Origin of the sequence: Paraburkholderia sp. SIMBA_030 (assembly GCF_046535245.1) — a bacterium.
Classification (GTDB): domain Bacteria; phylum Pseudomonadota; class Gammaproteobacteria; order Burkholderiales; family Burkholderiaceae; genus Paraburkholderia.
Map to the genome: position 1 here is coordinate 1 of NZ_JAWRXB010000246.1, position 312 is coordinate 312.

Consider the following 312-nt stretch of genomic DNA (forward strand, 5'->3'; position numbering starts at 1 on the left):
CCGGTTTCGGGCTGGAAATCCGTCTACAGGCGGCAGCAGGATCGGCGTCGCGGCCCCGTATCATGGCTGCTGCACAACTACCTTTTCATCCGCGTGCCACTCGTCAAACCCGACACCTTCCTCAGTAGCACCTTGCCTTTCGCCCGGCTGTTTGCGTCACGTGGCGCGATTGTCATCGTCTTTCTGGTCGGTCTCGCGGGCCTGTTCATGGCGTCTCGTCAGCTCGATGCGTTCTCCCACACGTTCCTCTTCTTTTTTTCGCTGGAAGGGGCGGCCGGATATGTGCTCGCGCTGTTCTTTGTGAAGATCTTT

Annotated in this window: 1 pseudogene; it reads left to right on the forward strand. The window is 58.7% G+C overall.

The window, feature by feature from the left end:
- Positions 1 to 312 (forward strand): annotated as a pseudogene (locus SB772_RS39855) (hypothetical protein); the annotation flags it as partial.